27 protein-coding genes and 1 riboswitch are annotated in these 25,243 nt (G+C 61.9%); of the genes, 11 read left to right on the top strand and 16 right to left on the bottom strand.

Annotated elements, in window-relative coordinates:
* Positions 1-76 precede the first annotated feature (76 nt).
* Positions 77-481: an acyl-CoA thioesterase gene (locus BLU46_RS18395; RefSeq protein ID WP_003216852.1), complete on the bottom strand. Its 405-nt coding sequence runs from the start codon at positions 479-481 to the stop codon at positions 77-79.
* A gap of 198 nt (positions 482-679) precedes the next feature.
* Positions 680-785, top strand: a riboswitch (S-adenosyl-L-homocysteine riboswitch).
* A gap of 21 nt (positions 786-806) precedes the next feature.
* Here BLU46_RS18395 and ahcY point away from each other — a divergent pair.
* The 5 genes from ahcY (at position 807) to BLU46_RS18370 (ending at position 7,378) form a co-directional block, all read left to right on the top strand.
* The gene (gene ahcY, locus BLU46_RS18390) at positions 807-2,216 is read left to right on the top strand and encodes an adenosylhomocysteinase (RefSeq protein WP_063026571.1); all 1,410 of its coding nucleotides are present in this window, start codon (positions 807-809) and stop codon (positions 2,214-2,216) included.
* Positions 2,217-2,390: 174 nt separating this feature from the next.
* Positions 2,391-3,236 (top strand): methylenetetrahydrofolate reductase [NAD(P)H], encoded by an 846-nt coding sequence (metF, locus tag BLU46_RS18385; protein WP_063033886.1) that lies wholly within the window; start codon positions 2,391-2,393, stop codon positions 3,234-3,236.
* A gap of 75 nt (positions 3,237-3,311) precedes the next feature.
* A complete protein-coding gene (locus tag BLU46_RS18380) occupies positions 3,312-4,394 on the top strand; it encodes a hypothetical protein (RefSeq protein WP_063026569.1) in 1,083 nt (360 codons plus the stop codon).
* Positions 4,395-4,464: 70 nt separating this feature from the next.
* Positions 4,465-5,268, top strand: coding sequence for a substrate-binding periplasmic protein (locus BLU46_RS18375; RefSeq protein WP_093204161.1), 804 nt, complete (start codon positions 4,465-4,467; stop codon positions 5,266-5,268).
* Positions 5,269-5,491: 223 nt separating this feature from the next.
* Positions 5,492-7,378 (top strand): DEAD/DEAH box helicase, encoded by a 1,887-nt coding sequence (locus BLU46_RS18370; RefSeq protein WP_093204157.1) that lies wholly within the window; start codon positions 5,492-5,494, stop codon positions 7,376-7,378.
* A 70-nt stretch (positions 7,379-7,448) separates the two neighbouring features.
* On the opposite strand, the gene BLU46_RS18365 is transcribed toward BLU46_RS18370, so the two are convergent.
* Positions 7,449-8,045 (bottom strand): YceI family protein, encoded by a 597-nt coding sequence (locus BLU46_RS18365; protein ID WP_010167625.1) that lies wholly within the window; start codon positions 8,043-8,045, stop codon positions 7,449-7,451.
* Between the two features lie 32 nt (positions 8,046-8,077).
* Positions 8,078-8,629 carry a cytochrome b gene (locus BLU46_RS18360; protein WP_063026565.1) on the bottom strand — a complete coding sequence of 184 codons (552 nt, stop codon included), beginning with the start codon at positions 8,627-8,629 and terminating at the stop codon, positions 8,078-8,080.
* Between the two features lie 280 nt (positions 8,630-8,909).
* Between BLU46_RS18360 and BLU46_RS18355 the strand changes: the two genes are divergently transcribed.
* Both BLU46_RS18355 and BLU46_RS18350 read left to right on the top strand, forming a co-directional pair.
* Positions 8,910-10,316 carry an adenosylmethionine--8-amino-7-oxononanoate transaminase gene (locus tag BLU46_RS18355; protein WP_093204152.1) on the top strand — a complete coding sequence of 469 codons (1,407 nt, stop codon included), beginning with the start codon at positions 8,910-8,912 and terminating at the stop codon, positions 10,314-10,316.
* Positions 10,317-10,407: 91 nt separating this feature from the next.
* Positions 10,408-11,127: a 16S rRNA (uracil(1498)-N(3))-methyltransferase gene (locus BLU46_RS18350; protein WP_093204148.1), complete on the top strand. Its 720-nt coding sequence runs from the start codon at positions 10,408-10,410 to the stop codon at positions 11,125-11,127.
* Between the two features lie 75 nt (positions 11,128-11,202).
* Here the strand turns inward: BLU46_RS18350 and BLU46_RS18345 are convergent, their stop codons facing one another.
* The 3 genes from BLU46_RS18345 to BLU46_RS18335 are packed head-to-tail and all read right to left on the bottom strand — an operon-like array spanning position 11,203 to position 13,738.
* Complete coding sequence (locus tag BLU46_RS18345) at positions 11,203-12,105, bottom strand: transporter substrate-binding domain-containing protein (RefSeq protein WP_017476490.1); 903 nt, start codon at positions 12,103-12,105, stop codon at positions 11,203-11,205.
* A gap of 27 nt (positions 12,106-12,132) precedes the next feature.
* A complete protein-coding gene (locus tag BLU46_RS18340; protein ID WP_093204144.1) occupies positions 12,133-12,486 on the bottom strand; it encodes a RidA family protein in 354 nt (117 codons plus the stop codon).
* A 10-nt stretch (positions 12,487-12,496) separates the two neighbouring features.
* Positions 12,497-13,738 (bottom strand): D-amino acid dehydrogenase, encoded by a 1,242-nt coding sequence (locus BLU46_RS18335; RefSeq protein WP_093204140.1) that lies wholly within the window; start codon positions 13,736-13,738, stop codon positions 12,497-12,499.
* A gap of 108 nt (positions 13,739-13,846) precedes the next feature.
* On the opposite strand from BLU46_RS18335, the gene BLU46_RS18330 reads away from it, so the two are divergent.
* Positions 13,847-14,749 carry a LysR family transcriptional regulator gene (locus BLU46_RS18330; RefSeq protein WP_093204136.1) on the top strand — a complete coding sequence of 301 codons (903 nt, stop codon included), beginning with the start codon at positions 13,847-13,849 and terminating at the stop codon, positions 14,747-14,749.
* On the opposite strand, the gene trhA is transcribed toward BLU46_RS18330, so the two are convergent.
* Positions 14,744-15,361: a PAQR family membrane homeostasis protein TrhA gene (trhA, locus tag BLU46_RS18325; RefSeq protein WP_003216828.1), complete on the bottom strand. Its 618-nt coding sequence runs from the start codon at positions 15,359-15,361 to the stop codon at positions 14,744-14,746. The two genes, BLU46_RS18330 and trhA, sit on opposite strands and share 6 nt — an antisense overlap.
* 235 nt (positions 15,362-15,596) lie before the next feature.
* Between trhA and BLU46_RS18320 the strand changes: the two genes are divergently transcribed.
* The 3 genes from BLU46_RS18320 to BLU46_RS18310 are packed head-to-tail and all read left to right on the top strand — an operon-like array spanning position 15,597 to position 17,657.
* Positions 15,597-16,163, top strand: a complete 567-nt coding sequence (locus BLU46_RS18320; protein WP_093204131.1) for a chromate transporter — start codon at positions 15,597-15,599, stop codon at positions 16,161-16,163.
* Positions 16,163-16,705: a chromate transporter gene (locus BLU46_RS18315; RefSeq protein ID WP_093204126.1), complete on the top strand. Its 543-nt coding sequence runs from the start codon at positions 16,163-16,165 to the stop codon at positions 16,703-16,705. Before BLU46_RS18320 ends, BLU46_RS18315 begins: the two co-directional genes overlap by 1 nt.
* Positions 16,706-16,742: 37 nt before the next feature.
* Positions 16,743-17,657, top strand: coding sequence for a LysR family transcriptional regulator (locus BLU46_RS18310; RefSeq protein ID WP_017476497.1), 915 nt, complete (start codon positions 16,743-16,745; stop codon positions 17,655-17,657).
* 120 nt (positions 17,658-17,777) lie between these two features.
* Here BLU46_RS18310 and madM read toward each other — a convergent pair whose 3' ends face one another.
* The 9 genes from madM to mdcA form a co-directional block, all read right to left on the bottom strand.
* Positions 17,778-18,542, bottom strand: coding sequence for a malonate transporter subunit MadM (gene madM, locus BLU46_RS18305; protein ID WP_003216820.1), 765 nt, complete (start codon positions 18,540-18,542; stop codon positions 17,778-17,780).
* 1 nt (position 18,543) lies between these two features.
* Positions 18,544-18,957 (bottom strand): malonate transporter subunit MadL, encoded by a 414-nt coding sequence (madL, locus tag BLU46_RS18300; protein ID WP_003216818.1) that lies wholly within the window; start codon positions 18,955-18,957, stop codon positions 18,544-18,546.
* A 67-nt stretch (positions 18,958-19,024) separates the two neighbouring features.
* The gene (gene mdcH / locus BLU46_RS18295) at positions 19,025-19,930 is read right to left on the bottom strand and encodes a malonate decarboxylase subunit epsilon (RefSeq protein ID WP_093204122.1); all 906 of its coding nucleotides are present in this window, start codon (positions 19,928-19,930) and stop codon (positions 19,025-19,027) included.
* Positions 19,927-20,523 carry a malonate decarboxylase holo-ACP synthase gene (locus BLU46_RS18290; RefSeq protein WP_093204117.1) on the bottom strand — a complete coding sequence of 199 codons (597 nt, stop codon included), beginning with the start codon at positions 20,521-20,523 and terminating at the stop codon, positions 19,927-19,929. The genes mdcH and BLU46_RS18290 overlap by 4 nt, the downstream gene beginning before the upstream one ends.
* Positions 20,517-21,293 carry a biotin-independent malonate decarboxylase subunit gamma gene (gene mdcE / locus BLU46_RS18285; RefSeq protein ID WP_063026546.1) on the bottom strand — a complete coding sequence of 259 codons (777 nt, stop codon included), beginning with the start codon at positions 21,291-21,293 and terminating at the stop codon, positions 20,517-20,519. Before mdcE ends, BLU46_RS18290 begins: the two co-directional genes overlap by 7 nt.
* Positions 21,290-22,132 carry a biotin-independent malonate decarboxylase subunit beta gene (locus BLU46_RS18280; protein WP_093204112.1) on the bottom strand — a complete coding sequence of 281 codons (843 nt, stop codon included), beginning with the start codon at positions 22,130-22,132 and terminating at the stop codon, positions 21,290-21,292. The genes mdcE and BLU46_RS18280 overlap by 4 nt, the downstream gene beginning before the upstream one ends.
* Entirely contained in the window at positions 22,125-22,424 is a 300-nt protein-coding gene (locus BLU46_RS18275) for a malonate decarboxylase subunit delta (protein WP_003216806.1), read from the bottom strand. Before BLU46_RS18275 ends, BLU46_RS18280 begins: the two co-directional genes overlap by 8 nt.
* Positions 22,424-23,272, bottom strand: coding sequence for a triphosphoribosyl-dephospho-CoA synthase (locus BLU46_RS18270; RefSeq protein ID WP_093204108.1), 849 nt, complete (start codon positions 23,270-23,272; stop codon positions 22,424-22,426). Before BLU46_RS18270 ends, BLU46_RS18275 begins: the two co-directional genes overlap by 1 nt.
* Positions 23,273-24,943, bottom strand: a complete 1,671-nt coding sequence (mdcA, locus tag BLU46_RS18265) for a malonate decarboxylase subunit alpha (RefSeq protein WP_076017749.1) — start codon at positions 24,941-24,943, stop codon at positions 23,273-23,275. It lies immediately after the preceding gene.
* Positions 24,944-25,243 lie beyond the last annotated feature (300 nt).

Raw genomic sequence — 25,243 nt, 5'->3', positions numbered from 1 at the left:
GGTGATACCTGAACGGGGGGCGATATTCAGGTACGACCTATGGTTGATCAAGAGCGTTCACTGGCCCTGCGCAGGATTATTCGCCGAGGCCTTCCGACTGGAACTGATCCTTCACGTACTTGATCTCGGTACGGCCATGGGGCGCCGGCAAACCGTCTTCACCCAGGTTCACGAAGACCATTTTTTCCACGGTCAGGATGCTCTTGCGGGTGATCTTGTTACGCACTTCGCAGGTCAGGGTGATGGAGGTACGACCGAACTCGGTGGCGGTGATGCCCAGCTCGATGATGTCGCCCTGGCGCGAGGCGCTGACGAAGTTGATTTCAGAGATGTACTTGGTCACCACCCGTTGGTTGCCCAGTTGGACAATCGCGTAGATGGCCGCTTCTTCGTCGATCCAGCGCAGCAGGCTGCCACCGAACAGGGTGCCGTTGGGGTTGAGGTCTTCGGGTTTTACCCATTTGCGGGTGTGGAAGTTCATGTTCACTCCAAAGCGTGTTGCGAAATGATGGGCAACATCATGGCAGAGGCCGGGCCCAAGCTCTATGAGCCATTGCCTATCAACCCCATGAGCGATCTTCATGCCGCCGACAGAAAGGCTTTAGAAGTCAGGCGCGGACGGCTATAATCGCCTCCGCTTCAAAACGGTCATCTTCGATTGATACCGTTCTCCCGCCACCTGTCCGAGGGGCGCTGCAGCAGGCTCGACCTGTCAGGCTCGGATGGGGCGTTGTCCGGCCTGGTTAGCCAGCTGGATACTAAACGCACAACGGCGCCCATTCGCACACTACGAATGGAGGCTCTTCATGAGCGCTGTAATCACGCCTGCAGGTTTTACCGACTACAAAGTCGCCGACATGTCCCTCGCTGCCTGGGGCCGTCGCGAAACTTTTATCGCCGAATCCGAAATGCCAGCCCTGATGGGCCTGCGTCGCAAGTACGCCGCTGAGCAGCCGCTCAAGGGCGCGAAGATTCTCGGCTGCATCCACATGACCATTCAGACTGCCGTGCTGATCGAAACCCTGGTTGCCCTGGGTGCCGAAGTACGCTGGTCGTCCTGCAACATTTTCTCGACTCAAGACCAGGCCGCTGCCGCTATCGCTGCTGCCGGTATCGCCGTGTTCGCCTGGAAAGGCGAGACCGAAGAAGAGTACGAGTGGTGCCTGGAGCAAACCATCCTCAAGGATGGCAAGCCATGGGACGCCAACATGATCCTCGACGACGGCGGCGACCTGACCGAGTTGCTGCACAAGAAGTACCCGCAGATCCTCGACCGCGTCCACGGCGTGACCGAAGAGACCACCACCGGCGTCCACCGCCTGCTGGACATGCTGGCCAAGGGCGAGCTGAAAATCCCGGCCATCAACGTCAACGACTCGGTGACCAAGAGCAAGAACGACAACAAGTACGGCTGCCGTCATAGCCTGAACGATGCGATCAAGCGCGGCACCGACCACCTGTTGTCCGGCAAGCAAGCGCTGGTGATTGGCTACGGTGACGTGGGCAAGGGTTCGTCCCAGTCCCTGCGTCAGGAAGGCATGATCGTTAAAGTCTCCGAAGTTGACCCGATCTGCGCCATGCAAGCCTGCATGGACGGTTTCGAAGTGGTTTCGCCGTTCATCAACGGCCAGAACGACGGCACCGAAGCGAGCATCGACAAAGCGCTGCTGGGCAAGATCGACCTGATCGTGACCACCACCGGCAACGTGAACGTGTGCGATGCAAACATGCTCAAGGCCCTGAAAAAGCGCGCCGTGGTGTGCAACATCGGTCACTTCGACAACGAAATCGACACCGCTTTCATGCGCAAGAACTGGGCATGGGAAGAAGTGAAGCCACAGGTACACAAGGTTCACCGTACCGGTGCGGGTGATTTCGACCCACAGAACGATGACTACCTGATCCTGCTGGCCGAAGGCCGTCTGGTCAACCTGGGCAACGCCACTGGCCACCCAAGCCGCATCATGGATGGCTCGTTCGCCAACCAGGTACTGGCCCAGATCTTCCTGTTCGGCCAGAAATACGCCGACCTGTCGCCCGCCCAGAAAGCCGAGCGCCTGACCGTGGAAGTACTGCCGAAGAAACTCGACGAAGAAGTGGCCCTGGAAATGGTCCGCGGCTTCGGCGGCGTAGTGACCCAACTGACCAAGACCCAGGCCGACTACATCGGCGTGACGGTCGAAGGCCCGTTCAAGCCGCACGCTTACCGCTACTAAGTCCTACTGTAGGCACCGGCTTAAGTGGGAGCTGGCTTGCCTGCGATAGCATCACCTCGGTGTGACTGACGCACCGAGGTGCCTGCATCGCGGGCAAGCCCGTCTCCCACACAAGCCCGCTTCCACATTGACGGTGTACACCTTCTGGCTTTATGAGTTTCCATAGGTATGACCATGTCCCAAGACCGTCGCTACAGCTTCGAGTTCTTCCCGACCAAGACCGATGCTGGGCATGAAAAACTGATGGCGACTGCCAAGCAGTTGGCCAGCTTCAACCCCGATTTCTTCTCCTGCACCTACGGTGCCGGTGGCTCCACCCGCGATCGCACGATCAACACCGTGCTGCAGCTGGAAAGCGAAGTCAAAGTCCCTGCTGCTCCGCACTTGTCCTGCGTGGGTGACAGCAAGGCCGACCTGCGCAGCCTGCTGACCCAATACAAGCAAGCCGGCATCAAGCGCATCGTCGCCCTGCGCGGTGACCTGCCGTCCGGCATGGGCATGGCCAGCGGCGAGCTGCGCTACGCCAATGACCTGGTGAGCTTCATCCGTGAAGAAACCGGCGATCACTTCCATATCGAAGTGGCCGCTTACCCGGAGATGCACCCTCAGGCGCGCAATTTCGAAGACGATCTGCAGAACTTCGTGCGCAAGGCCAACGCCGGCGCCAACAGCGCGATCACCCAGTACTTCTTCAACGCAGAAAGCTACTTCTACTTCGTTGAACGTGTACAGGCGATGGGTGTAAATATCCCGATCGTGCCGGGTATCATGCCGATCACCAACTACAGCAAACTGGCGCGCTTCTCTGACGCCTGCGGCGCTGAAATCCCACGCTGGATTCGCAAACAACTGGAAGCCTACGGCGACGACGTCAAGAGCATCCAGGCGTTCGGTGAGCAGGTCATCAGCGAGATGTGTGAACAATTGTTGCAAGGTGGCGCGCCAGGGTTGCACTTCTATACCCTGAACCAGGCTGAGCCTAGCCTCGCTGTCTGGAACAACCTGAAGCTGCCACGCTAAGGTCTGTTCCGAAATGCAAAGGCCCTCATAATGAGGGCCTTTGCCGTTCTAAACGCCCACGGAATCCTGCAGTCCATGAATACAACCGCCCCGACGTCCCGCCCGCAACTGGTCTACCTGGTATTCGGCGCAGAGACTTACCATCAGGAAGCGGTATTCAGCATCGCCAGCGCCCTGGCTTTCCTGCGAGATACGCCGGATGCGGGCATCGACATCCAGGTCTTCAGCGACAACCCCGAGCCCTATCGCCTGCTGCCGGTACGGGTACGCCCGCTGGACGAAGCCACGCGCAAACGCTGGAGCGAGCCCCATGGCTACCACTTCCGCACCAAGCACGTGGTGCTGCGGCAAGTGTTGCAAGAATCGGAAGTGGCGCTGCTGATCGACACCGACACGTTTTTCCACCATTCGCCCCTGGCGCTGTTTGAACGCGTGCAGCCCGGCACCCTGCTGTGCAACGCCTTCTACACCAAGTACGGCGACAACCACGAAAGCATTCTGTACAGCGCCTTGTACCAGCGCCTGCTGGACATGGGCGTGGCCGACGACGACATGATGACCCTCAACTCCGGGGTCATGGGCCTGACGCAGCAGGACGCGCACATCCTCGACCGTTCGATCGAGTTGATGGACGAACTGTTTCCCCATGCCCAGGGCGCCTACACCCTGGAAGAGTTCTGCCTGTCGATCGCCGCCTATCGCACCCTCAATGTGCGCGAATGCCCAGACCTGATCCACCACTACTGGAGCCGCAAGCAGCTGTTCCGCGCCAAGGTCAAGGCGTGGATCACCAAGCACGGGGCTAACCCCACCAGCGCCACGGCCTTGGACGATACCCGCCAGGTCTCCGCTCACCTGCCCCGCCCGCCGCGCCTGCAACGACTGATGTACAAGCTGATCACCCTGGCATTGCCCAAGCACCAGCAGCAGTTCATCCGGGAAATTCTCTACGGTTGCTATGAACATGAGAACGAATTCGACCAGGCGTGTGGCCCGGTTTGGTGGGACAAGGCCCGACAAAATCAGGAAGAGCGCCAGGGTCGACCCGTGGATGCCCACCTGCTGGAGCACTGGTTTGCCAATCCCGTGGTGCGGCTGATTCTCGGTGAGCGGCGCGAGGCGATCTACGAACACTTGATCAAATCTCCGGGCAAGTAAAACCTGCAGGTGCCCGCAGATCGCTGTGCCAGAGCTTCTCTTTAGCCCGCCACAGTCGTAATCTCAGGGCATGCCTGTCACTTTCCGGTTGTTGACTGCTGTTCTTTTCGCTTGCCTGAGCCTCGGCGCCCATGGCGAGAAATTGCGTATTGTCACCGAGCCCTGGGCGCCTTACGTGTATGACGACCACGGCACCATGCGCGGGCTCGACTACGAGACCACGGTGATTGTGTTCCAGCGCCTGGGCATCGACGTGGATTGGCAATTCTTGCCCTGGAAGCGCTGCCTGGCGATGCTCGACCAAGGCCAGGCCGATGGCGCGCTGGATATTTTCCACAGCCACGAACGCGATGCGGTGCTGCTGTACCCCAGCGAGCCGCTGTCCGAGGTGGAGTTCGTGCTGTTCTATGCCAACAAGCGCCCATATCCGTTCCAGACCTTCGACGACCTGCGCGGCCTGACCATCGGCACATCGCCGGGTTACCTCTATGGCGCCGAATTCAGCGAGTCCACCCTGTTCAAGCAGGAACCGGCCGCCAGCCACGAGGCCAACTTCGGCAAGCTGGCCCTTGGCCGGATCGATCTGGTCATCACGGACCGCCGGGTCGGCCAGCATGTGCTCAAGGCCCTCGGACTTGAGCACCAGATCACCCAGGCGCCCCAGGTGGTCAGCAGCCAGCCACAGTTCTTGGCCGTGCGCCGGGGTGCCGGCATGGACTTGCTGGTGCAACGCTTTGCCGCCGAACTCAAACGCTTCAAGCAAGAGCCGGCCTACGCGGCCTTGAGCGCCAAATATGCCGGTGCGAGCCTCCAAACCAGCGCATCAGCCCTGCCTGCAAGCACCGTTGAGCAGCAGGAAAGCAGCGCGAAGTGATTGCTCTGTTATACTCCGGCCTTTCCGCCAGGCTTACGCCCGGACGCTTCGGTCTTGCAAAAGGCACCCGACCCCGCTACAGCGCAGCTTTACAAGCCCGCGCGAGCCGTCTGAGTGCCTGCCAGCCCCAGCAGGACCGGACGGGATTGCGTTCATCTAAACGCCATTCACGCCAGGCAAGACTATCCCTCTGGGCCAAGCCCTAACTAAAACAGGATTACTCATGTCCTTTGCTTCCCTCGGTCTCTCCGAGGCTTTAGTCCGCGCCATCGAGGCAGCGGGCTATACCGAGCCTACTCCGGTGCAACAGCGGGCCATTCCCGCCGTGTTGCAAGGCCGCGACCTGATGGTTGCGGCTCAGACAGGTACTGGTAAAACCGGCGGCTTCGCCCTTCCGATCCTGGAGCGGTTGTTCCCCAACGGTCACCCGGACAAATCCCAGCGTCACGGCCCGCGCCAACCGCGCGTATTGGTCCTGACCCCTACCCGCGAACTCGCCGCCCAAGTGCATGACAGCTTCAAGCTGTATGCCCGCGACTTGAAGTTCGTCAGCGCCTGCATCTTCGGCGGCGTCGGCATGAACCCACAGGTTCAGGCCATGTCCCGTGGTGTCGACGTACTGGTTGCCTGCCCGGGTCGTTTGCTTGACCTGTGCGGCCAAGGCAGCGTCGATTTGTCCCACGTGGAAATCCTCGTGCTGGACGAAGCCGACCGCATGCTCGACATGGGCTTTGTCCATGACGTGAAAAAGGTCCTCGCACGCCTGCCGGCCAAACGCCAGAACCTGCTGTTCTCGGCCACGTTCTCCAACGACATCACCGCTTTGGCGGGCAAGTTGTTGCACAACCCGGAGCGTATTGAAGTCACACCGCCGAACACCACGGTCGAGCGTATCGAGCAGCGCGTATTCCGCCTGCCGGCCGCTCACAAGCGTTCGCTGCTGGCCCACCTGATCACCGCCGGCGCGTGGGAACAGGTGTTGGTCTTCACCCGCACCAAGCACGGCGCCAACCGCCTGGCCGAGTACCTGGACAAGCACGGCCTCACCGCCGTCGCGATCCACGGCAACAAGAGCCAGAACGCCCGCACCAAAGCCCTGGCCGACTTCAAGGCCGGTGAAGTGCGCATCCTGGTCGCCACCGACATCGCCGCTCGCGGCCTGGACATCGACCAACTGCCCCACGTGGTCAACTTCGAGCTGCCAAACGTCGACGAAGACTACGTGCACCGTATCGGCCGTACCGGCCGGGCCGGTCGTTCGGGCGAGGCCATTTCCCTGGTCGCACCGGACGAAGAAAAGCTGCTGAAAAGCATCGAGCGCATGACCAAGCAGAAAATCGCCGATGGCGACCTGATGGGCTTCGACTCCAGCGCCGTTGAGGCTGAGAAGCCTGAAGTGCGCGAGCGTCCGGACGTGCGTAACCCGCGCAACAACCCACGCGGTCCGAAAGGCGATGGCCCGAACGGCGGCGGCGGTGGTGGCGGTCGTAAAGACAAGGGCAAGGACAAGGGCGGCAAGGACAAGGCTGCGACCAATGGCCGTGGCGAACGCCCGGCCCGTGAGCAAAAGCCCCGTGAAGGCACCCCGGCCCGCGAACAGCGCCAGCCGAGCCAACCGCCACGTGCTGCTGCCGACCGTGCTCCGGACGAGTTCCTGGACGACGACGTAGACAACTTCGGTAACCGCGTTGACTACGTGCCCCAGGCCAAGCCGGCCCAAGGTCGCGGTCGTCGTCCGGGCGCTCCCGCCCAGGGCGCAGGCGCAGGTTCTGCACCACGCACAGGCGGCCAGCCACAAGATCGCCAGAACGGTCCGCGCAGCAGCAACGGTGCCACCACCGGCACCCCGCCGGCCAAGCGCAGCGGCCCACGCAACGGTGCACCCCGTGACGGCCAGGCCCGTCGCGAAGAGTCCCGCAACCGTCGCCCGGCCCGTGATGATCAACCTCGCCTGTCTGAGCCAGCGGTGCAAAACCCGCGCGGCGGCCCGGCACCGAAGATCATCCACAAAGAGTCGAAAAGCGATCGCACGCTGACACCTGAGCAGTTGGATCAACTGCCGGGCCGTCCACGTGGTGAAAAACCGGCGCTGCTGACCCGCAACCGCTGAGTTTTCAAAGCGCCATAAAAAATGCCCCGGATCGCGAGATCCGGGGCATTTTTGTGTGGCCGGCGAAAATTTACTTCGCTTTCACACCTTCAAAGGTCACATACAGCTCAACCGTGTTGGACGCTGGGCCCAGGTCCATCTGCTTGCCGAAGTCCTGGCGATTGAAGGAGGTAGTACCTTCAAAGCCGGCACGGTAGCCGCCCCATGGATCCTTGCCTTCACCCAGGAAGGTCGCCTTGACGACGATCGGCTTGGTCACGCCGTGAAAGGTCAGGTCGCCGGTCACGTCAGCAGTGACTTGGCCAGCAGCGTTCTTACCAGTGGTCTTGACGCTGGTGGAGACGAACTTGGCGTCGGCAAACTTGCCAACGTCCAGGAAGTCTTTGCTGGCGATGTGCTTGTCACGTTCGGCGTGGTTGGTGAACACGCTGGCGGTGCGGACGTTGAACTCAATCTTGCTGTCTTCAGGCTTGGCAGCATCGAAGCTGAATTTGCCGTCCAGGTCCTTGAAGGTACCGGTGATGAAGCTGTAGCCCAAGTGGCTGATCTTGAAGTCAACGAAGGCGTGCTGGCCTTCCTTGTCGACAACGTAGTCAGCTGCCATCGCCTGACCGGCAGTCAGCAGGGCGGAACCGATGGCCAGAGCGGCGAGAGTCTTTTTCAACATGCTTTCTATTCCTTGTGAGTCGAGGTTGAACATCAGGCTTTGCGCCCCAGCATACGAACCAGGGTCACATCACGATCAATGAAATGGTGTTTCAGCGCGGCCACGCCATGCAGGCCGGCGAACACCACCAATACCCAGGCCAGGTACAAATGCACCACGCCTGCAGTGTCTGCCTGGTCCGGTAGCCCGGAAACCAGTGCAGGAATCTCAAACAGGCCAAACACCGGGATCCCGACACCGTCTGCGGTGGAAATCAGGTAACCGGCAATCATCACGGCAAACAGCCCGAGATACAGGAATGCGTGGCCAAACGCAGCCCCCAGACGCGTCATGCGGCTATAGCTGGCAAGCGGTGGTGGCGGCGGGCTGACCAGGCGCCAGACGATCCGCACGAGCATGATGGCGAACAGCGTGATGCCAATGCTTTTGTGCAGGTCCGGGGCGTCTTTGCGCCAGGTGCTGTAGTAGTCGAGACCGACCATCCACAGGCCCAATGCGAACAGACCGAACACCACCAGGGCCACGCCCCAGTGCAAAACGATGCTGACCCAGCCATAGCGGGCCGGTGAATTACGTAGTTGCATGTCCCAAATTCCGTAAGAGCTGTGGCAAGACTATCGATTTACCTATCGAATTAAAGCGGAAAATTTCGCTTTGAAATATCGAGAAATACGATCAAGAGCGTATGCAGAGTAAGTTAACAAGAGATTAAGGACTATCCAGAAGAAACGTGACGGACTGTCCTGCGTTTACCACCAATTTACGCTTCAAACTCGCAATGGGTTGTGACACACGTCTGCATTGCATAGGCTTGCGCGATTGTTTCGCCCGCGCACGTCGCGAGCCGCTTCGAGGAGAATGAACATGGGTTTGAATAATCAGTGGATGCAACGCGACCTTGCAGTGCTGTGGCATCCCTGCACCCAGATGAAAGACCACCAGCAACTGCCGTTGATCCCGATCAAGCGCGGTGAAGGCATCTGGCTGGAAGACTTCGAAGGCAAACGCTACCTCGACGCCGTCAGCTCCTGGTGGGTCAACGTGTTTGGCCACGCCAACCCGCGCATCAACCAGCGCATCAAGGACCAGGTGGACCAGCTGGAGCACGTGATCCTCGCCGGTTTCAGCCACCAGCCGGTGATCGAACTGTCCGAGCGCCTGGTGAAGATGACCCCCGAAGGCCTGACCCGCTGCTTCTACGCCGACAACGGTTCGTCGTGCATCGAAGTCGCGCTGAAGATGAGCTTTCACTATTGGCTCAACCGTGGCCTGCCGAACAAGAAGCGCTTTGTCACCCTGACCAACAGCTATCACGGCGAAACCATCGCCGCGATGTCGGTAGGCGATGTGCCGCTGTTCACCGAAACCTACAAGGCCTTGCTGCTGGACACCATCAAGGTGCCGAGCCCGGACTGCTACCTGCGCCCCGACGGCATGAGCTGGGAAGAGCATTCCCGGAACATGTTCCTGGCCATGGAACAGACCCTCGCCGAACACCACGACACCGTGGCCGCCGTGATCGTCGAACCGCTGATCCAGGGCGCCGGCGGCATGCGCATGTACCACCCGGTGTACCTCAAGCTGCTGCGTGAAGCCTGCGACCGCTATGGCGTGCACCTGATCCACGACGAAATCGCCGTGGGCTTTGGCCGCACCGGCACGATGTTCGCCTGTGAACAGGCCGGCATCCGCCCGGACTTCCTGTGCCTGTCCAAGGCCCTGACTGGCGGCTACCTGCCATTGGCGGCGGTGGTCACCACCGACGATGTGTACGACGCCTTCTACGACGACTACCCGACCCTGCGCGCCTTCCTGCATTCCCACAGCTACACCGGCAACCCGCTGGCCTGTGCGGCGGCCCTGGCAACCCTGGATATCTTCGAAGAAGACAACGTCATCGAAAACAACAAGGCCCTTGCCCAGCGCATGGCAACCGCCACCGCGCACCTGGTGGATCATCCCCACGTCTCGGAAGTGCGCCAGACCGGCATGGTGCTGGCCATCGAGATGGTGCAGGACAAGGCCACCAAGACCGCCTACCCGTGGCAGGAACGCCGTGGCCTGAAGGTATTCGAGCATGCCCTGGAACGTGGCGCGTTGCTGCGGCCGTTGGGCAGCGTGGTGTATTTCCTGCCACCGTATGTGATCACCCCGGAGCAGATCGACTTCCTGGCTGAAGTGGCCAGCGAAGGGATTGATATCGCCACCAACAGCAAGGTCAGCGTGGCGGTGCCCAAGGATTTCCACCCGGGGTTTCGTGATCCGGGCTGATTGAGTTCACTTGATTAATCGGGTGCACGGGCTGCCGCGATCGCGAGCAAGCTCGGCTCCCACAGGTTTTGTATTTCTTCCGAGAACAGAAATGAGACTGTCCCGCTTTTTTGTCGACGCCCCCCTGAGCCTTGGCGACCACGAGCTGCCGGAGGCCCAGGCGCATTACATCAGCCGCGTCTTGCGTATGAACGAAGGCGACGCCGTGCAACTGTTCGACGGCTCCGGCCAGGAGTTTCGCGCCAGCTTGCTGGAAGTCGGTAAAAAACGCGTGGTGGTGCAGGTCACCGAAACCTTCGCCGGGCAGGTCGAATCGCCCTTGCAGATTCACCTCGGCCAAGGCCTGTCCCGTGGCGAACGGATGGACTGGGCGATCCAGAAAGCCACCGAGCTTGGGGTGAATGAAATCACCCCGATCTTCAGCGACCGCTGCGAAGTGCGCCTCAAGGACGAACGCGCCGACAAACGCCTGCAGCACTGGCGCCAGGTGGCGATCAGCGCGTGCGAGCAATGCGGTCGCTCGCGGGTGCCGGTGATTCACCCACCGCAGCTGTTGGCGGATTGGCTGAAACAGGCAGAGGCGGATTTGAAACTGGTGCTGCACCCGGTAGCCGAGCCGCTGGTGAGCCACGCCAAGCCTGGGAGCCTGGCCTTCCTGATCGGGCCGGAGGGTGGATTGACCGATGGGGAAGTCGAGACGGCACAAGGTGCGGGTTTTCATTCTGCACGCCTGGGCCCACGGGTACTGCGTACCGAAACCGCGCCGGTCGTGGCGCTGGCCGTAGCCCAACAACTCTGGGGCGACTTCTAAACCCTGCCTTGCAAACCCAATCAAATGTGGGAGCTGGCTTGCCTGCTCCCACATTTTGATCGGGTTTCCACTCCACTACTCCACCGGGTCACTCACAGGCGTCGCAATAATCGCCTTCAACTCACTGGTCATCGGGAATTCCAGGTTCAGGCCCTTGGGCGGAATCGGCTGCTCAAACCAGCGCTGGTAAATCCCGTTGATCTCCCCCGAGCTGTACAGCCCGGCCAGGGTCTCGTTGACCACCGCGAGAAACTGCGGGTCGTCCTTGCGCACCATGCAGCTGTAGATTTCCCGCGACTGCTCTTCCCCCACCACCACCCACTTGTGCGGGTCCTTGGCCTTGGCGCGCTCGCCGTAGAGCAATGCGTCGTCCATGTAGAACGCCGCCGCCCGGCCCGATTGCAGCATCTGGAAGGCTTCGCCATGGTCCTTGGCGCTGATCACCGACATGTTCAGTTTGTGATCAACGTTGTAGCTCTTGAGAAACCGCTCGTTGGTGGTACCGGCGGTGGTTACCACGTTCTTGCCTTGCAGGTCGGCGAAGCTTTTGATGCCGCTGTCGTTGGCGGTCAGCAACTGGCCCTTCACGTAGATAAACCCGTAGGAAAACGCCACCTGCTTCTGCCGCTCGGCCGTCACACCGGTGGAACCGCATTCCAGGTCCACGGTGCCGTTTTGCACCAGGGCTATGCGGGTCTGGGAAGTCACCAGGTTGTACTTCACGTTGAGCTTCGGCACGCCGGTTTTCTGCTGGATGCGCTCGACGATCTTGTTCGCCAGCTCCACCGAATAGCCCATCGGCTTGCCGCTGTGGTCACCCACATAGGAAAACGGCACCGAGGCATCGCGGTAGCCGAGGGTGATGCTCTTGGCGTTGGCGATCTTGCTCAGCGTGCCTTCCAGGGGTGCCTCGTTGGCGTGGGCCTGAGCACCCAATAAAAGCCCCAGGGTGCAACCGATCAACGTGATTTTTTGCATTGTTATTCTCCGTTGGTGTTTAAAGGTTCAGGTACGGCGCACCGCAATGACACTGATCTCGACCAGCACGTCCGGTCGCGCCAACTGTGCCTGCAACGTGGTACGCGTCGGTGCCTGCCCCGGCGACAACCAGGCGGACCAGACTTCATTCATCGGCGCAAAACCCTCCTGAATATTGTTCAGGTAGATGGTCGCATTCAGCAGATGATCCTTGTCGCTGCCGGCCTCGGCCAGCAGCGCATCTATCTTGGCCAACACCTCTTCGGTCTGGGTCTTCACATCGCGGCCTTCCCCCGGCACCTGGCCGGACAAAAACACCAGGTCCTGAAACACCACGGCGCCAGACAGGCGACTGTTGCTGTTGATTCGGGTGATGGTCATCTAAACATCCTCAAGCGGCACGGGGCGCGAAGCCCTGCATATCAATGGAAGTGGTGTGCCGGCCAATCAACTCGGCCAGCACCTGGCCGCTGCCGCAAGCCAGGGTAAACCCAAGGGCGCCGTGGCCGAGGTTAAGCCACAGGTTGCTATAAGCGCTGGCGCCAATCAGCGGCACACCCGTAGGCGTCGCCGGGCGCATGCCGGCCCATTCGACCGCCTGCGAGTAATCTCCGGCCAGCGGGAACGTCTCAAGTGCCTGACGTTTAATCAGCGCCAGGCGCTTGGGTTCAAGGCGGGTGTCGAAGCCGACGATGTCCACCATCGCCGCGACCCGCAGTTGCTCACCGATGCGCGCGTAGACGATCTTGCGGTCGTAGTCGGTGATGCTGATGTTCGGCGCCTGATGCTGCGCGCCAATCGGCACGCTCAGGCTGTAGCCCTTGAGGGGATAGAGCGGCAGCGACATGCCGGGCAAGGCCAGCACGGGGCTGCGGTGCCCGGCGGCGAGCACCAGGTGCTGCACGGGCAGCCGCTCACTGCCCATCTCGATCGCCTGCACGGTGCCCGCACTGTGGAGAATCCCCGTCACCTTACGCCCCAGCAGGAACGTGCAACGCCCCGACGCTTCAAGCCGCGCCGCCAACTGTTGGCAGAACCCATGGCAGTCACCGACTTCTTCATTGGGCGTATAGATACCGCCGGCAAAACTGGCACCGTCCAGGGTCGGTTCCAGCCGTGCGCAGTCCGCCGCCGAGAGCACTTGTTGCTGCAACGGGTCGGTCACTTTATTCAGCGCGCGCTCATAGCTGTCGAGGCTGCGAAAGGTCACCAGCTTGCCATTGCGCCGCCAGTGGAAATCCCCCAACTGGTCCTCTTCACGCCAGCGTTGCAGGGTGTCCTGGCTCAGGGACGCCAGGCGCAGTAGATGGCCCGCATTGCGCTGGTTCACCGAGCCACGGCAGGCACCCAGGAACGACGCCATCCAGCGCCACTGCGCCGGGTCCATGCGCGGGCGCAGCTTCAGCGGCGAGTCACCGCGCAGCATCCAGCCGATGGCTTGCAACGGCACGCCCTTGTCGGCCAGCGGTGCGACATAGCGGTAGGACAGCTGCCCGCCGTTAGCGAAACTGGTCTCGCTGCCCAGGGTTTCCCGAGCCTCGACCACAGTCACCTGCATACCGGCACGCACCAGGGCGTAGGCACTCGCCAGGCCGATAACCCCACCACCGATGATGCAAACCTGCTGAGCCATGTGCGTCCCTTAACCGTGCGATGTCAGGCTTGAAGGTTAGAGGCAGGTGACAGCGGCGGGACAATGAATAAAGATGGGTCACCCATAAACAAAGGTTATGGACTGCCCATGCGCTTGCGTCATATCGAAATCTTCCAGGCCATTCGCCAGACCGGCTCCATCAGCGCCGCGGCTCAACTGCTGCATGTCTCGCAGCCGGCGGTGAGCAAGGTGTTGCAGCATGCCGAGTTGCAGCTGGGGTTCCCGCTGTTCCTGCGCATACGTGGCAAGTTGCAGCCGACGCCGGAAGCATTGGCGCTGGAGCGGGAAGTCGACAAGGTGACCGAAAGCCTGCAAGGCGTGCGGCGCCTGGCGCAGAACCTGCGCCGCGAGCCGGGCCAGAGCCTGCGTATCGGCGCCACACCCGCGCTGGCCTTGTCGTTGCTGCCGCCGGCCATCCGCGAATGGACCCAACGCTACCCGGACATCGCCTGCGAGCTGTCCAGCGCCCACAGCCGCGAGCTGGTGCAAAACCTGTTGATGCGTGAGGTCGACGTGGCACTGACCCTGCAACCGCCCGATCACCCGGGCCTGACCGCCCAGGCCCTGGCCCACGGCGTGCTGGTGGCGCTGGCGCCGAAGGCTTACTGGAAAGAAAACGAGTTGGGCAAACCCCTGCCGCTGATGGCCCTCGCGGGAGCACCGTTGATTGGCCTGTCCAGCGCCGACCCGTTGTCGGCGAAGCTGGACAGCTACCTGGAAGCGGTCGATCCACCGCCACGGGTCAGCATTGCAGTGCAGACCTATTCCCTGGCCAGGGCCATGGTCGAGTCCGGCGCCGGGCTGGCCGTCATCGACCCGTTCACCGCCCTCGGCGCGTCACCGGCCACCACCTGCATTCGCCCGTTGGCGCCGCCGCTGCCAATCACCTTGTACGCCCTGACCCGCGCCGACGAACCGCCGCCACATATGCTGGCGAGCCTGCTGGAGATCTTCGGCAGCCGGGCCCAAGAGCAATTGGACCGGCTATAACACGTACCCCATGATCGCCACGAAATGCAGCAGGCTGCCGCCGATCACGAACAAATGCCAGATCCCGTGGGAGTGCCGCAAGCGGTCCTCCAGGGCAAAGAAAATAATGCCCACGGTGTACAACACCCCACCCGACGCCAGCCACGCAAACCCCGTGGGGCCCAGCGCGGCAATCAGCGGCTTGACCGCCACCAGCACGATCCAGCCCATCACGGCGTAGATCACGATCGACAGGATCCGCGCCTCGGAGCGTGGCTTGATCTCCTGCAGGATGCCGATCACCGCCAGCCCCCACACAATCCCGAACAGCGTCCAGCCCCACGGCCCGCGCAGCGTCACCAGGCAAAACGGCGTGTAGCTGCCGGCGATCAGCAGGTAGATCGAAAAGTGATCGACCTTCTGCATGATCGCTTTCTTGCGCCCGCGCACGCTGTGGTAAACGGTGGACGCGCTGTACAACACCAGCAATGTGAAACCGTAGATCGCTACGCTGACAATCTTCCAGGGGTTGCCGTCCATACTGGCCACCACCAACATCCATACCGCACCCACAAAAGCCGCCACCGCCCCGAGCAAGTGGCTCCAGGCGTTGAATCGTTCCCCGTGATACATGTGTCACTCACCTCGAATAACGGTTATCACCCAGACCATTCTGACGTCACCCATCCAATATCAGGTAACAACCTTTCTTCATTTGCCCAAATACACGAGCCGATGGATGATTCGCTTCATCCTGTGGGAGCTGGCTTGCCTGCGATAGCGGTGTATCAGCAGCAGATACATGTCTGACCCACCGCTATCGCAGGCAAGCCAGCTCCCACATAAAAACCCCTCATCGGTAACGCCCATGCCCGACCTTGAACCTGCCCAGCCCCACCCGAGTCTGTGGCAGTTGTTTTACAACTTCGCCATGGTCGGCCTGTTTGGCTTCGGCGGCGTGATGCCTTGGGCGCGGCAGATGATGGTCGACCGCAGGCAGTGGGTCAGCGAACAAGGCTTCAACGAGCTGCTGACCACCGGCCAATTCTTCCCCGGGCCGAATATCGCCAACGTCGGCATCATCTACGGTCGGCGCCTTCACGGCTTGCCGGGTGCGGTTGTGACCGTGGTCGGCTTGTATCTGTTCCCCTCGCTGATCACCGTGCTGGCCGGCTTCGCCTATGCCAAATGGTGGAGCCATGACGTGGTGCAGCAGATCTTCGGCGCGGTGATGCCGATCGCCACCGGCCTGATGCTCGGTACCACCTTGCGCCTGCTCAAGGCCATGCCGCGGACCCTGGCGAATTACAGCGCGTTCGTCCTGACCTTCGTGTTGATGGCGGTGCTGGTGTTGCCGTTGTGGATGGTCTTGTTGATCTGCATCCCAAGCTCCTTGGCCTTGAGTTTCATCGGTTCGCATAAGGTGGCCGGCTGATGCAGAGCGTGTTGTTTCACCTGATGATCCAATGCGCGCTGTGGTCGCTGATGGCGATTGGCGGCAACACCGTGGCCCTGAGCGATATCCACCGCTACACCGTCACCGACATGAACTGGATCACCGACGCGCAATTCGTCGCCTTCTTCGCCCTTTCCCAGGCCTTGCCCGGGCCCAACGGCATGTTCCTGGTATTTATCGGCCAGCAAGCCGCCGGGTTGCCGGGCGCGCTGGTGGCGCTGACCGCCAAGCTGGTGCCCTGCTCGGTGCTCACCTACTTCGGCGCCGGCTGGCTGGAAAAACACACCGAGACGCCGTGGGTGCAGCGGGTCAAAGGCAGCCTGCTGCCGATCTCCATCGGGCTGATCCTGGCCGCCAGCTACATCCTGATGAACAGCCTGGAAAACAATGCCACCAGCCTGGTGCTGACCCTGGCCAGCGCCGCCGTGGTGTATTACACCAGGCTCAACGCGATCTGGCTGATCATCCTCGGCGTGCTGCTGGGCCTGTGCAGTGCATGGCTGGGAGTGAACTGGTTTTAGGGGCACAATCGACGGCATTCGAACAAGAGTCACGCCCATGCTGATCGACGAAGAGTTCACCCTCAAAAAGCTGGAAATCTTCCTGGCGTTCATGCGCACCGGCAACCTGGCGCGGGCGGCGGCTGAATTGCAGACCAGCAACGTCAGCGTGCACCGGGCGATCCACTCCCTGGAAAACGCCCTGCGCTGCCCGCTGTTCAAACACGAAGGTCGCAACCTCACACCGCTGGAAAGCGCCTATGTGCTGGAAGAGCGTGCGCAGAAGCTGGTGCAGGATGTGGTGGACAGTGTGCGGGTGACCCGCGAGGCCGCCGGCTTTTCCGCCGAGCGTTTCAAGCTGGGCTCGCTGTATTCGCTGACGGTGAAGACCGTGCCGCAGTTGATCATGGGGCTGAAGATCCGTCGCAGCGAACTCAACATCGACCTGATCCTCGGCTCCAATTTCGACTTGCTCTACAAGTTGAAAAACATGGAAGTCGACGCGATCCTGATCTCCCTCGACGAGCACGCCAACGATCCCGACTGCGAGCAGATCGCCCTGTTCTCCGACGATATCTTCCTCGCCACCCCGGCCGATTCACCCCTCGACCGCGAGCAGGAAATCGACCTGGCGGATGTGCGCGACGCCACCTTCATCACCCTCACCCAAGGCTTCGCCACCCACCAGGACGGCAACCGCGTATTCAAGCAGGCAGGCTTCGAGCCGAAGGTGGCGATGCAGGTCAACGACATCTTTACCCTGCTGAGCATGGTCAGCTCGGGTGTGGGCTATGCGCTGCTGCCGGGGCGGATAGCGGCGGTGTACGAGAACCGGGTCAAGCTGATTCCCCTGCAACCGCGCTACCGTTTGCAGCAGCACATTGGGGTGGTGTTTCTGAAAGCCAAGGAGCGCGACCCGAACTTGCTCGCGCTGTTGGCAGAGTGCCGGATGTATGCGAACCGCCAGACTTGAGACCGCTATCGCAGGCAAGCCAGCTCCCACATTTGACCGAGTACTCCCAGACACCCCAGTCAAATGTGGGAGCCGGGCTTGCCCGCGATGAGGCCAGCCCATTCAACCCAGCGTTTGGATCTAGCCAACAATCCCGCGCACGATGAAGTAGAGCACCGACGGCCCCAGCAAGCACCCAAGCCCGGTGTGAAAGGTGGCGGTCAACGCGCCATACGGCACCAACCGACGATCCGTCGCTGCCAGGCCTGCCGTCACACCGCTCACAGTACCGGCCAGGCCGCCAAACACCATCGCCGAGCGCGGATTATCCAGGCCCATCCAGCGTGCCGCCATGGGCGTGCCCACCATCACCAGGATCGCCTTGATCAACCCAGTCGCAATGGACAGCGCCACCACATCCGAGCTCGCACCCAACGCCGCCCCGGTCACCGGCCCGACGATGTAAGTCACCGCGCCCGCACCAATGGTGGTCATGCTGATCGCATCGCGATAACCAAACGCCCAGGCGATACTCGCGCCCACAATAAACGGCAACACCGTGCCCAGCAGCAAGGCAATCGCACCAATCAAACCGGCCTTGCGCGCCTCGGTGGCCTGTACTTCAAACGCCGTTGCCACGATGGCAAAGTCCCGCAGCATGGCCCCGCCCATCAAGCCGATCCCGGAAAACAGCGCCACATCCGCCAAGCCTTTCTGCCCACCGGTCAAGGTGCCGCCCACCCAGGCCAGCACCAGCCCGATCACAATCGCGATGGCAGAGCCGTGGATGCGTCCGAAGGTCAGGCGCTTGGACAGCACCACCGAAATCCACATCACCACGCCGACAAATGCAAAGGCGGTGACCAAGCCGTTATTTGCCAGGCCTTTCTCGATGAGTTCCCACATATCAGCGACCTCCCGCGACAGGTGCAGCCGCGATCAGCGGCTCTTCATCGGGCAGCGGTTCGCCTTTGTGCGTACGGCTGATCAAGGCAATCGTGCAACCGCACACCACCACCGAACCAATCGCCGCCAGCACCGCCACCGGGCCGCCGTGCAGCGCGGTCACGACGTTTTGCTGGGCCGCCATCGCCACCACCACCGGGATGTACATGGCGCCCCAGAAGCCGACACCCATCTCGCATTCCTTGGTCATGCCGCCGTGCTTGTGCATCCACAGCCGCGCGCAGATCAGCAGGATCATTGCGATGCCCACCCCGCCCACGTTGGATTTCACGCCCAGCAACACGCCGAGCATGTCTCCCAGAATCACGCCTGCCAACATGCAGATCGCCAGCAACGCCACACCGTAAATAATCATGATGGTTGTCCTCAAAGTGCTTCATCGAAATTGTTGTTTTTGTGCTTCGAAAGCCTTGGGTGGAGCTTTATCGGTGGTGGGCGCCCTCCTCTCGCAGCAAGGCCTGCAAGGTGTCCAGGCGGGCACCTTCGAAGGCGATGACGGTGCCTTGCTCGAACACCCGCCGCGCGAGGCCCGTGAGCACGGCGCCGGGCGGCAGTTCGAGATGCAGGCGCACGCCACGCTCATAGGCGCTTTGCACGGTGCCGCGCCAATCGACGATGCGGCACATGTTAAAGGCGAGGTCGTCGCGCAGGTGTTCGGTGTTGTGGATCGGCCGGGCGCGGGTGCTGCTCAAGTAGGTAATGCTCGGCGTTTTCAGCGTCACTTCAGCGAAGGCTTGGGCCAGTGTTTCGGCAGGTTTTTCCAGCAGCGCACAATGGGACGGCACGCTGACGGCCAAGCGTTTGGCGACGCCGTTGCCGCGGACCAGATTGGCGACTGCTTTCATTGCCCCGTCGCTGCCCGCGATAACCGTCTGGTTATCGGCATTGATATTGGCCAGGTACACCGGGGTTTGTGTGCTGTGGACCTGGGCGAGCAAGGCTTCGACGGTGGACAGGTCCGGGCCGATAAGCGCGGTCATGCCGTAGCCGTGGGGATACGCGTGTTGCATCAATTCGCCGCGCAGGCTGACGAGTTTCAACGCGTCGGCAAAGTCCAGGGAGCCGGCAATTACAGCTGCCGGATAGGCGCCGATGGACAGGCCGGCTACGTAATCGGGGGTGTGTTCCAGCAAGCGCGCACTGGCGACACCGGCAATCAAAAGGCAGAGCTGCACGGCACGGGTCGAGGCCAGCGCTTCGGCAGAATCGAGTTTCAGCACGTCTTCATTCAAGGCAGCACTGGCTTCGTCCAGCACCGCGCGCGGCAGTTGCTGGAGCATGCCGGGACGCTGGGCGCCCTGCCCCGGGAATGCCAGGAGGCTACTCATGCCACGGCCTGCCACGGGTCGACCACCAACTGCGCGCCGCTGGCATTTTTCAGCAGCACGCGACGTGAACCACCGGCCCACTCGCGCAACGCGACGGCGCCAAACGGCGTTTGCAGTTGCAGGTCCACGGCGCACACCGCTGTATCCAGTATCGCCAGCAAGTCTTCGGCATCGCCGCGATCAAGTCGCTCGGGCGTGCGCAAAATCAAATCCAGATCACTCTTGGCGTGCAGCGCTTCGATGCCGCTGGCCAGTTCGAAACCGGCACTGCCGGTGACGCCCCAGTCCTCCTTCGCCAACACCGGACGCAATTGAGCGAGGGCCTGCAACGTCGGTAAATCCCGTGGCGAAATCACGTCCCGCAGGTCTTCCGGCACCACGCGTCGCCGCACGGCGGCCATCGGCATCACGGCGGCGAAGCGCTGCTCGCGCAAGCGTCCACGCACACCCACCGGCACATAGCCCGGCGGCGCGATGGCACGCCGCACCACCACCGGATGCCCAGCGGCCAATGCATCCAGCACCCAGGCCGGTGCATCAGCGGGGGCATGCACCGGGGTCATGCCCCAGAGCAAGTCGTGGGCGTTCACCATTGCTCCCGCAGCAGTTGACGCACATGGCTGGAGGCCGCGCGATTGGTGGCGCCCAGGCGGCTGCTCAGGTCACGGCCGCCTGCCTGCACATCCTTGATCGCCTGCACCAGGCAATCGCTGACACGCGCCACATCTTCGGTGGTGGGCCGCTCAATCTGGCTGACAGATAATGTCTCCCAGAGCAGGCCGAGGCTGGCATAACTGTCGATGTCATAGGCCATCGGCGGCACGCTGGCGGCCAAGGCTTCCAGCTCTTCGACACTGCGCAGGGTTACCCGCGCCGCCGAGGCTTTGCCCATGGCATGCACCATCACGCCGGGATCGCGCAGGGCAATCAGGCGGTTGGCCTGGTAACCATGGGCGAGGAAGGCGCCGGACATCGCCTTGCCCACCAGCAGCGCGATCACCGGGTGACCGGCCAATCGAGCGCGAGCGTAGCTGTCGGCAGCGGCGGCGAGGGCTTGATGGATGCCCAGAGCCTCTTCGCGACGACCGTAGGCCTGGCTCGGCACATCGACGATGGCAATCAGCGGACGCTTGTCGCCGGTGTCGATTGCTTCATCAACCGCCTTGGCCAAGCCCCAGCCTTCCAGCAAACCGACCTCACCGTTGCGAGCGCGAGGAAAGCGGTTTTGCGCATCGGTGACCACCGCGATAAAGCGCACTGGCTGATCACCGAGCACACCGTCGGCGACTTTCAGCGAGTTCGGCAAACCGCTCACCGGCGTTGCATCGCCGCTCAATGCGTTGAACCACTGCAAACCTCTCATGAGCGTTCTCCCTGATACAGATCGCGAACCGTCGCCGGGTCGATTTGCGGTTCGGCATCCAGTGCGGCCAGGCGCTCCAGATAGTGATCAACCTGACGGCTGCGCTGTTTTTCCGGCAAGCCCTGTTGCAGTAGTTCAATGATTTGCTGCTGAATCTGCGCCACGTCGTCGGCCATATAACGATCGGCCAAGCCGCTGTTAAAGCGTTGCTCGCCGCCGGTCAGGCTCCAGATGAAGGGCCGGTCGCGGGAGTCATATTCCTCAAGCCCGGCTTCCTGCTCGATCACCTGCGGGCCGTTCAGGCCAAGGCGCGCCTCACGGGTCACCAGCAGATAACTGCACAGGCCTGCCGCGATGGACATGCCGCCAAAGCAACCCACACTGCCCGCCACCACGCCGATTACCGGCTGGTACTGGCGCAGGTCGACAATCGCCGCGTGGATATCGGCAATCGCGGCCAGGCCCAGGTTGGCTTCCTGCAAGCGCACGCCGCCGGTTTCCAGCAGCAGGATGGCGCGCGTCGGGATGCCGTTGCGGTTGTCTTCAGCGGCCAGCTCCAGGGCACCGGCCATCTTTGCGCCGCCGACTTCACCGAGACTGCCGCCCTGAAAATTGCCTTCGATAGCGGCGATGACCACCGGCAAGCCGGCGATGCTGCCCTTGGCGATCACCACGCCGTCATCTGCCTGAGGCACCACACCCTGGCGACTCAGCCATGGCGACATGACGCGCTGGAACGGATCGATCAGTTCGCGATAGCTGCCTGCATCAAGCAAGGCCTTGGCCCGCTGCCGGGCGCCGAGTTCGACGAAGCTGTGTTTGTTGAGCAAGTCAGTCATGACCGATCTCCTCGAAGCCCTGCTCCAGGCGCAAGCGCACCACGCCGGGTGTGGCGCCGAAGTCGTGGATATCGATGTTCAATGCGGGAGGCGTCTGTTCCTGGAAGATCCGTTCAAACAGATGCTGCCAACGTAGCTGCGCACCGTTCACCGAGGTCTGCACCTGAATCGTCAGGGTGCCGGCGGTGCCCGGTTCCAGCAGCACTTCCAAATCGCCGGAGCCGACGCAACCCACTAGCGCGCGGCCCTTGGCGGGCTGCCCGGCGGGGAATTCAAAGGATAAGGTTTCCATCACAGCGCTCCGTCGAGGCGGTCGATAAACAGGCAGGCGGCCAACAGGTCGGCGGCGCCACCGGGGGAGGCATTCAGCACCAGCAGTTGCTGGTCCAGCTCGTGCAGTTGGCGGCGGCCGGCGAGGCTTGCACTGCCACCGGCGTCCAGCACCGCTTGGGCGCCTTGTTGCATGGCCTGCAAGCCTTCAGGGCCGGCGCGGTAGAGCACGCAGGTGTCGGCCAGGTCCGTCATGATCGCCAGCAAGGCATCGAGGCGCGCGTTCTGTTCGCCGTGTTGTTGCAGGCGGCTTTTTTTCAGCTGTGGCAGGCCGCGCTGTAGCACTGACGGGAAGCCCAGTTGCGCTTCTTCACGGGCCCCCCGTGCGCCGTAGCGTTGTGCGACCTGGGCACCGTGGCTCAGCGGTTGAGGTGCGTAGCGATCGTTGAGCAAGGCCAGGCGGGCGGCGCGCAACGTCACCGCGCTGGCAGTGCAGGATTCGGGTTGCAGTGCGGCAGCAGCGACTAACAGGCCGAGGGCCCAGATCGCACCCCGATGGGTATTCACGCCGCTGGTGGTGACGAGCATCGCCTGTTCGCCTTCGCGACCGATCCGCCCGAGGGCTTCACGCAAGGGCAAACCCACTTCGCCAAATTCGATAGCGGCCTCGGCCATTTCCTTGAACGCCGGCCACAGCGACAGCGCCGAGGCGTGCATCAAGCCGAGGTGCAAATCGGTATGGGCGCCATTGCCGCGACGGTCCACCAGGGCAGGTTTCGGCGACAGGTCGGCTTCATCAATCAAGGCGTCAACGGCCATATCAGCCAGGCGTTCGGCCAGCGTCAGATCGTGCAGTTTGAGTGCGTGCATTTACCAGCTCCTGAACTTGGCGGGCGGGTTGTACAAGCCACCGGACCACTCCACCAGATCGGCCACGCTCTTGGCGGCCAGCAACTCGCGGGTGGCGTCGGTGCGGCGGATGCCGAGGTCTTCGGGCAGCGCGATCAGGCCTTCGCGGCGCATGCGCGCGGTGTCCTTGGGGTTGTGGCGCATGCCGATGGCGGTTACACCGGCGACGGCGGCGATCATCGCCTGGCGCTCTTCCAGGGAACGGGCCTTGTACAGATAGGCGATGCCTTCTTCGGTGAGCAGGTGGGTGACGTCATCGCCGTAGATCATGATCGGCGCCAGGGGCATGCCGCTTTTTCGTGCGACTTCCACTGCATCGAGGGTTTCAACGAAGGTCGGTTTGCCGCCTTCCTGGAAGGTCTCGACCATCTGCACCACGAGTTTTTTGCCGCGTTCGAGCAAGGCTTCCGGGGCATCGTCGTGGCGCATGTCGAGCCAGGCGGGCGTGCCATGGCGGCGACCGCGCGGGTCGTGGCCCATGTTCGGTGCGCCGCCAAAACCGGCGAGGCGGCCACGGGTGACGGTGGAGGAATGCCCGTCGCCATCGACCTGCAGGGTGGCGCCGATAAACAGGTCCACCGCGTATTGGCCGGCCAGTTGGCAGAACATTCGGTTGGAACGCAGCGAGCCGTCGCGGCCGGTGAAGAACACATCCGGCCGGGCGGCGATGTAGTTTTCCATGCCCAGTTCGGTGCCGAAGCAATGCACGCTTTCCACCCAGCCGCTTTCGATAGCCGGGATCAGGGTTGGGTGCGGGTTGAGGGTCCAGTTGCGGCAGATCTTACCCTTCAGGCCCAGGGATTCGCCGTAGGTTGGCAGGATCAATTCGATTGCGGCGGTGTTGAAACCGATGCCATGGTTCAGCGACTGAACGTTGTGTTTTTCGTAGATGCCACGGATCGCCATCATCGCCATCAACACATGCACCGGCTTGATGTGCCGTGGGTCGCGGGTGAACAGCGGTTCGATGTAGAAAGGCTTGTCGGCGACCACCACGAAATCGACCCAGCTCGCGGGAATGTCAACGCGAGGCAGGTCGGTGACGTCATCCACCAACTGGTTGACCTGGACGATCACGATGCCATCGCTGAAGGCGGCCGGCTCAATCAGCGCGGGAGTGTCTTCGGTGCTGGGGCCGGTGTAGATATTGCCGGCGCGGTCGGCCATGAAACCGGCGGAGAGCACGACGTTGGGGATCAGGTCCACCACCAACCGCGCGTAGAGTTCGATGTAAGTGTGGATCGCGCCGATTTCCAGCAGGCCGTCTTCCAGCAACTGGCTGATGCGCAGGGATTGAGTGCCAGCGAAAGAGAAATCCAGCTTGCGGGCGATGCCCTTTTCAAACAGATCCAGGTGCTCGGAGCGGCCGACACTGGGCATGATCATGTGCAGGTCGTGGAGCTTGGCGGGGTCGGTCTTGGCCAGGGAGCGGGAGAGGAAATCGGCCTGCTTCTGGTTGTTGCCTTCCAGCACCACACGGTCGCCGGGGAGGATCAGGGCTTCCAGGGCTTCGACAATGCGCTCGCTGGGGAGCACGGCGCCATCGGCGAAGGATCGCACCAGTGCGAGGCGGCGCTGCTTCTCATCGCGCCGCCGCGTCCAGCGCGAGTCGGGGGAAGTTGTTGTTGTCATGGTCGCTCCACGGGATTTGCTGTCGTGGGCTGTACCTTAGGAGGGTATTGGGGGGGCATCAATCAAGCTGCGCGGTGAACCGTTACGATTGGAGTAATGGTTTGCCAGCAAACGCTGAGGCTCCGGCTAAGCGCAGTTCAAATGTGGGAGCGGGCTTGCTCGCGAATGCGGTGGGTCAGTTGATAAATCTGGTACTGACACACCGTATTCGCGAGCAAGCCCGCTCCCACATTTGCTCAGCGCTGTTCGGGAGAACGTGCGCAGAAGTCCCAAAAGGGGAACGATCAGTCCCTTTTTGGG

The organism is Pseudomonas yamanorum (genome assembly GCF_900105735.1).
Taxonomy (GTDB): domain Bacteria; phylum Pseudomonadota; class Gammaproteobacteria; order Pseudomonadales; family Pseudomonadaceae; genus Aquipseudomonas; species Aquipseudomonas yamanorum.
Note: the sequence above shows the minus strand (reverse complement) of the source record. Positions and strands in the feature narration are given on the sequence as shown.